Source organism: Treponema sp., from assembly GCF_017430385.1.
In the GTDB taxonomy this organism is placed as follows: domain Bacteria; phylum Spirochaetota; class Spirochaetia; order Treponematales; family Treponemataceae; genus Treponema_D.
In genome coordinates this window covers 1-4846 of sequence record NZ_JAFRNB010000167.1, presented here as the reverse complement: position 1 = coordinate 4846, position 4846 = coordinate 1, and the positions used below count along the sequence as shown (strand labels likewise).

The 4846-nt window shown below is 39.6% G+C and carries 8 protein-coding genes; 2 read left to right on the top strand and 6 right to left on the bottom strand.

The window, feature by feature from the left end; translation table 11 throughout:
• Both IJJ71_RS12625 and IJJ71_RS12620 read right to left on the bottom strand, forming a co-directional pair.
• On the bottom strand, positions 1–274 hold a 274-nt coding region (locus tag IJJ71_RS12625), incomplete at its 3' end, for a transposase (RefSeq protein WP_296847505.1).
• Positions 252–746 (bottom strand): transposase, encoded by a 495-nt coding sequence (locus tag IJJ71_RS12620; RefSeq protein WP_296847504.1) that lies wholly within the window; start codon positions 744–746, stop codon positions 252–254. The genes IJJ71_RS12625 and IJJ71_RS12620, both read right to left, overlap by 23 nt.
• A 195-nt stretch (positions 747–941) precedes the next feature.
• Between IJJ71_RS12620 and IJJ71_RS12615 the strand changes: the two genes are divergently transcribed.
• Positions 942–2156 (top strand): ankyrin repeat domain-containing protein, encoded by a 1215-nt coding sequence (locus tag IJJ71_RS12615; protein WP_296847503.1) that lies wholly within the window; start codon positions 942–944, stop codon positions 2154–2156.
• A 53-nt stretch (positions 2157–2209) separates the two neighbouring features.
• Complete coding sequence (locus tag IJJ71_RS12610) at positions 2210–2440, top strand: hypothetical protein (RefSeq protein ID WP_296847502.1); 231 nt, start codon at positions 2210–2212, stop codon at positions 2438–2440.
• 53 nt (positions 2441–2493) lie between these two features.
• Here the strand turns inward: IJJ71_RS12610 and IJJ71_RS12605 are convergent, their stop codons facing one another.
• From IJJ71_RS12605 to IJJ71_RS15030, 4 genes are all read right to left on the bottom strand, one after another.
• Positions 2494–2844: a DUF2442 domain-containing protein gene (locus tag IJJ71_RS12605; protein WP_296847501.1), complete on the bottom strand. Its 351-nt coding sequence runs from the start codon at positions 2842–2844 to the stop codon at positions 2494–2496.
• Positions 2845–2848: 4 nt separating this feature from the next.
• Complete coding sequence (locus tag IJJ71_RS12600) at positions 2849–3052, bottom strand: DUF4160 domain-containing protein (protein WP_296847500.1); 204 nt, start codon at positions 3050–3052, stop codon at positions 2849–2851.
• Positions 3053–3270: 218 nt separating this feature from the next.
• Positions 3271–4116: a hypothetical protein gene (locus tag IJJ71_RS12595; RefSeq protein WP_296847498.1), complete on the bottom strand. Its 846-nt coding sequence runs from the start codon at positions 4114–4116 to the stop codon at positions 3271–3273.
• A gap of 199 nt (positions 4117–4315) precedes the next feature.
• On the bottom strand, positions 4316–4465 hold the full coding sequence (locus IJJ71_RS15030) for a hypothetical protein (protein ID WP_486389627.1): 150 nt from the start codon (positions 4463–4465) through the stop codon (positions 4316–4318).
• Positions 4466–4846 lie beyond the last annotated feature (381 nt).

The window sequence follows — 4846 nt, the reverse complement described above, 5'->3', positions numbered from 1 at the left end:
ACCAGACATTTTCAATCCGATTGCGCCGCAAAAGAAGCTCGAACTGCTCCTTATTGAGCATGCGGTTCATGTTCTTTCTGGTCGCGGTGCAAGGCTTCCTGCCGGAATCAAACATCTTTTTCAGCTCCTCCTCTTTTAGGAGATACCCCGCATCAGTCACGAATGTTCCTTCAAGGCCTTCCGTAATATCAACGAACGACCGGCTGTCGTGCTCCTTGCCCGGCCGAAAGCAGATTTTGACAATCGTGCCGTCAGCCGTGCAGATTCCCTGCAATTTGAAGCCGAAGAACTCTTTCTTTCGTGGATTTACCCCTGCTCGCCAGTCCTTTCATGACCTTATGGGAGGAGATATAGCGGTTCTCGCAGACTGAGACGGGGGTGGAATCGACATAAAACACATTCTCCGTGCAGTTCAGGCTGTTCAGATAAAGCTGGTATTGGACGAAGGCGATTATGAACCCTACGGCTTTGTTCGTGGCTTTCAGAAAATTCTCGTAGTTCGTGAGAGCAGGAAAATATGAGATGTAATGCTCCATGGCATTTTTATGGAAAGTCTTAAGGTCGCCAGACCTGTCGAAAATGCGGATGAGGTTCAGTGTCACCACATCTGCAATCGTCATCCTTCGCTTAGGCCCACGCCTGCCATAGTAAAGCGAAAGGTTCTTTTTCCCCGCAGAAGTTTCAAGGAACCTATGGATAAAATCGTCAACAATGCAATATAATGTAATCAGGCTGTTTTCAGTCATGGCATTTCTCCGTTATTTTGTTTGTGGTTATTCAAAATTTTACAGAGAATGCCTTTTTTTGTAAATTTATCTAAAACTCGAAATTCGACCTAAAAGTTCAAAAGGAGATTCTGTTTAGCGCTGCATGATGGATTTATGGCTTTTTTCAGAATCGAAATTGCGAACTAAATTTGACACAATCGGAGAGAGGAGAAAATGGATTTTATAAAGAAAGTGATTAAAGGCATTGTAGGCTTTTGGGTTTCGTCTGCGGCTTTGGTAGTGCTTTACTTTGCCGATATGGCTGCGGTTGCTTTTGCATATTCCATTCAAGAGAAGATACCTGTAATCGAAAAAGCGGCAAAGACGCACGGAAGCATAGAATATATTTTGCCAGCCCTTGCTGTTTTTTTGATAAGCCTTGTTTTTGTCAAAATCAACAAGAAGCATTTTCATCTGACGCTCGGAAAAATCATACTGCGCTACATCGCCCTTATGGTTTTTCTTGTGGGGTCGGTGGTTCTTCTTGCTTTTCTTTGCTCTTTTGTCTGGAACTTGATTCCTGAGGACACAAAGACAACGATAATCAATGTTGTTAGTTTGCCGCTTGTATTTCTTACGGTGTTTTCGCACGGCACGTTCTTCTTTGCTGCAATACCGATTATCATAGCGGCATTTGTTTTGTGCCTTGTTGTTCCGCTTTCGCTTATGGCGGGATTTGCCGCTGCTTCGTTCTATGAAAAGAGGTCTCGCATTTTCAAGATTCTTCTAAAGATTGCGGCAGTTGTTTCGCTTGTGCTTTTTGTTGGGCATTTGGTGAAGGTTGGCACTACAATCACGGACGACGACATTTTCAGCCGCCATTACACAACGGAAAAAGACGCAAGATTTTTGGAAAAACTGCACAAAGAGGGCTTCGACTTTGACGGAAAGAAAATGCTTGTCTATCTTGTTCAGCATGATTCGCCAGAGTTCATTCTTGAGCAGGTGATTTCTTACGGCGTTGATGTCAGAAAATACAGCGAGGAATATTTCCGCTACGGAATAAGTTTTGACACGGTTCGTTTTTTGCTTGAGCACGGTGCTGACCCGAATGTAAGGAAAAGTGAGGAATGGCCGCTTCTTTTTTGGGTGCTGAGAGATTACGACACGCTGAAAGTTGCTTTGGAAAAAGGCGCGGACGTGAACGTAAAGTACGCCACAGAGATTGACGAGTACGACAATCGCGAAGAAATGCTTCATTGGTATGATGTGAATATGAATGCTGGTATGTATCTTCTTGCGCGGGAAAAGCACGGAATGGAAAAAGAAACATTCAGAAAAACAATGAATCTTCTTTTGGATTATGGTCTGGATTTGGAGTATAAAGACGAAAGAGGGAATAATCTTCGCGATTATGCAAAGCGTTTTAAGTATGATTTGGGACGCTAAGCGATACGGGCTGTATTGTTCACGGGAAAAGAAAAAGTATGAGTTGTGAAAAGATGAGAAAGATAAAAACAGTTTCTGTGTTCTTGGCTCTTTTGCTTTCTGGGTGCGCAAATGAAGAAGCTGCTCTCGGTGTGCAAGTGTCAAAAAAAGTCGATGATGAAAAGCTGAGTCTTATCGTTTTGTCAAAAAGCGAACGGAATTCCGAGGCGGAGGAACAGGAAAAACTGAAAATGCGATGCAGAATATTCTCCTTGAAAAGATGGAAAATTTTGACGGAATATTAATAGCGACCACAAATCTTGCTGTTAACATGGATGTGGCTTTTGCTTGTGAAAAACTAATTGTATGGTTCGCTGTCTACATAACAAACATCGCCAGATACATCGACCTTGTTGTTCCAGTCATTTTCACTGTTGATGTTTGGATTTTTGTCCCAGCAGACACAATTTGAGTCATCGATATAAACTCGCTTGAAATCCGCATAATTCAAGAATTGTTCAAAAACAGTGTTTTTCTTGAGATATGGCTTCATATCAAAAAGTCTTTTTTCCGAGTTGTCAAAAGTGAGCAGCAATGTAAAATCTTCATTCGGTTTTACGGCAATAATTTTCTTCCGACCAGAAGCAAAATATTTGGCCATTTTTGAGTCAAAACCTTTTGAAAGATAAAAATCAATGGAATTAGGCATGTCTTTAACGCAACGGATCAATTGAGAATAAATCCTGTTTTTTTACAGCAAGTTCCCAGTTTTCCAATAATTCAGTCTGATGGAATGCAGCCCATCCTAAAACCATTTTCAATTGTTTGTTTTGCATTTCTCCTTCAAGGACTTCCAAATCTTTGATAGAAACAAGAACTTCTTCGTCACCATACTTTGCATGAAAATGCGGTGGCATGTGGTCATTCTAATTAATTGAAATTTTGATTCCACGGAACATAGTTATCGTTGGCATACTTACCTCTTGTAGTAATTTTAACATAAATTTCTAGAATTATATAGGTTAAATCTGTTGGTTTTGTTGTTTTTCGGGCAGAAAAAAAATCCGTGCGGTATCTCTTGGAATTGCCACACGGATTGGATTTTGCTACGCAAAATGTTTGGAAGCTTACATGTTTAATTCTTTATAATTTTTTTTAATTCTTTTACAAGTCTAAGGGAACGATTGTTGATTAATTCTGTGGCTTTTGCGATGTATCCAAATGCAAATTTTTTGTATTCGGTTACATCGATACGTTTTGAGCATGTGAAATGGGAGAAAAAAAAGTTTTTATCTGCTTCTGGATGATTGTAATCAATCTCGGAATAATCTTCTAGATAAAAATCACTTATAAAACTACCAAAGTTTTTATTATCAAAGAAGAATTTATTTTTATCATTTTTTAATAATACTTGAAGGTGTTGTAAATTATTATCTTTTTTTTCATATGAATTTGTTGGTGGTAAACTTTGTTTTAAGTTTTTTAGAAAAATATCAAAATAATCTCTCCATGCATTTTTTCCTCTAAAAGAATTTATAGAATTCTGTTTGTCTCCAGCTGGAAGTAAGTAAAAGTTTCCAATTTTTTGATAAGTACGATAAAAGTCATCCCGTAAATGTCTTTCTGAAGTGGTAAAATTAAATGCATTTTCAACGCTTTCTCGATATTTTCGGCTTCCAAAAAGAGTGTTAAATGTGTTTATCGTGTCACCGCTAAAATTTTCAGTTTCTCCATATCCCCTAAGTGTTAGATTTGGAATCTTTTCGTTGTAGAGCAGATAGTCTATTGCATATACAATGTTTGTTCTGTCTCCATCATATTTTGAATCATGCTCGCCAAATGATATGCCATCATATTCTGGATTTCCTGCAATATCCCAAAAAGAGAAATTTGCTAATTCTTCAATATTTCCATGCAAATAGTCATTTTTAAAGGATTCTAAAAGTTTTAGAGCCTTGTCTTTTTTTTCATCTTCTGTCATATCATTTTTCATCCATATATCCAATTATACCACACTCCCCTTGCTTATCAATGTAATCCCATCCTTCAGTTTTCCGACAAATGCCCGCGCGGGATAGTAGCGGCGCGGAGCGTTCCGAACATAGTGAGGAATGGAGCGGTAGCGGAACCGCGGATAGCCCGGATGTAGTTGATTCGCGCCAAATTCTTGCTTTCTGTTTTCATTTTTCCACTTTCAACTTTCCTGCCATTGTCTGAACATGGTCCTGCCAGTCGTTTACAAGCCGTTCTGGGGCGAGCGGTGTCATCCATTGCCCCTGGCTCATCACCCAGTTCAGGACCGGGTAATACTGGTTGCTTGTGAATGTCATAATCGTGCTTCCGTCGGCTTGAGGGGCGAAGGTCTGATCTTCTGCCCATTTGTAGGTGCGTACCCAGTTCAGCGTGATGGGGCTTTCGATTCGGATTCTGAACTCGTAGGTTTCGTCGCCTATGTATCTTCCGAAATTGCCCTTTACCCGATTTGTGTACTCAAAGTCTTCCGGCAGAGTGAAGGTTTCTTCGTGCGAGCGGACATTGCTTATCAGCCAGACATTATAAAACTTGATTTTCTTTCATAAATTGCAATAACAACTTGAAACAACAAATTTGTTAAGCTGTTTTTCTATAAATTTTATCTAACTCAGCTTCAAATAGTTGAGCTGGAGTTTTATAACCCAATATTTTTCTAGGAAGATTGTTCATCCAGTCTT

What these genes read in the sequence shown, in the direction of transcription:
- IJJ71_RS12620 (WP_296847504.1), bottom strand. Translation starts at nt 746, where the DNA reads ATGACTGAAAACAGCCTGATTACATTATATTGCATTGTTGACGATTTT.
- IJJ71_RS12615 (WP_296847503.1), top strand. Translation starts at nt 942, where the DNA reads ATGGATTTTATAAAGAAAGTGATTAAAGGCATTGTAGGCTTTTGGGTT.
- IJJ71_RS12610 (WP_296847502.1), top strand. Translation starts at nt 2,210, where the DNA reads ATGAGAAAGATAAAAACAGTTTCTGTGTTCTTGGCTCTTTTGCTTTCT.
- IJJ71_RS12605 (WP_296847501.1), bottom strand. Translation starts at nt 2,844, where the DNA reads ATGCCTAATTCCATTGATTTTTATCTTTCAAAAGGTTTTGACTCAAAA.
- IJJ71_RS12600 (WP_296847500.1), bottom strand. Translation starts at nt 3,052, where the DNA reads ATGCCACCGCATTTTCATGCAAAGTATGGTGACGAAGAAGTTCTTGTT.
- IJJ71_RS12595 (WP_296847498.1), bottom strand. Translation starts at nt 4,116, where the DNA reads ATGACAGAAGATGAAAAAAAAGACAAGGCTCTAAAACTTTTAGAATCC.
- IJJ71_RS15030 (WP_486389627.1), bottom strand. Translation starts at nt 4,465, where the DNA reads ATGACATTCACAAGCAACCAGTATTACCCGGTCCTGAACTGGGTGATG.